A 516-nucleotide genomic window follows, 5' to 3' on the forward strand; every position below is an offset into this window, starting at 1 on the left:
TTTCTCTTCTGTGTGTTTTCTTACTTGTTTGCATCACTTCTGGTTATACTCCTCTCACATTGAATACTTTCAATAAAGGTATTCACGCACAGCCACTTCTATATAACTTACTAACACTATCCTGATTTCATATTTAAAGGCTTGGTGGTAACGTACTGTATTTACTTCATAGTATTAAGGGCACGACATGATTTACACAACAACAGATACGATTCCAGGCAAGGAAATAGCAGAAGTTAGAGGAGTGGTGACGGGCAACGTTGTTCAATCTAAGCATATCGGCAGAGACCTAATGGCTGGTCTAAAAAGCATTGTTGGTGGAGAGATCCGCGGATACACCGAAATGATGACCGAAGCACGTGACATTGCTATTCAACGTATGGTCGAGCAAGCGAACCAAAAAGGCGCTGATGCGATTGTAGGAATTCGCTTTACTACAAGCTCAATTGTCGATGGTTCATCTGAAATCCTTGCTTTTGGTACCGCTGTAAAGCTCGTGGAATAGAATTGCTTTTG

General features: G+C 41.3%; 1 protein-coding gene. It reads left to right on the forward strand.

The genetic code is table 11. From position 1 onward, the window contains the following. Window positions 1-187: 187 nt before the first annotated feature. Window positions 188-505, forward strand: coding sequence for a heavy metal-binding domain-containing protein (locus R7Z77_RS28470; RefSeq protein WP_005462608.1), 318 nt, complete (start codon window positions 188-190; stop codon window positions 503-505). The last annotated feature ends 11 nt before the right edge of the window (window positions 506-516 follow it).

Source organism: Vibrio sp. 1401 (assembly GCF_033340295.1).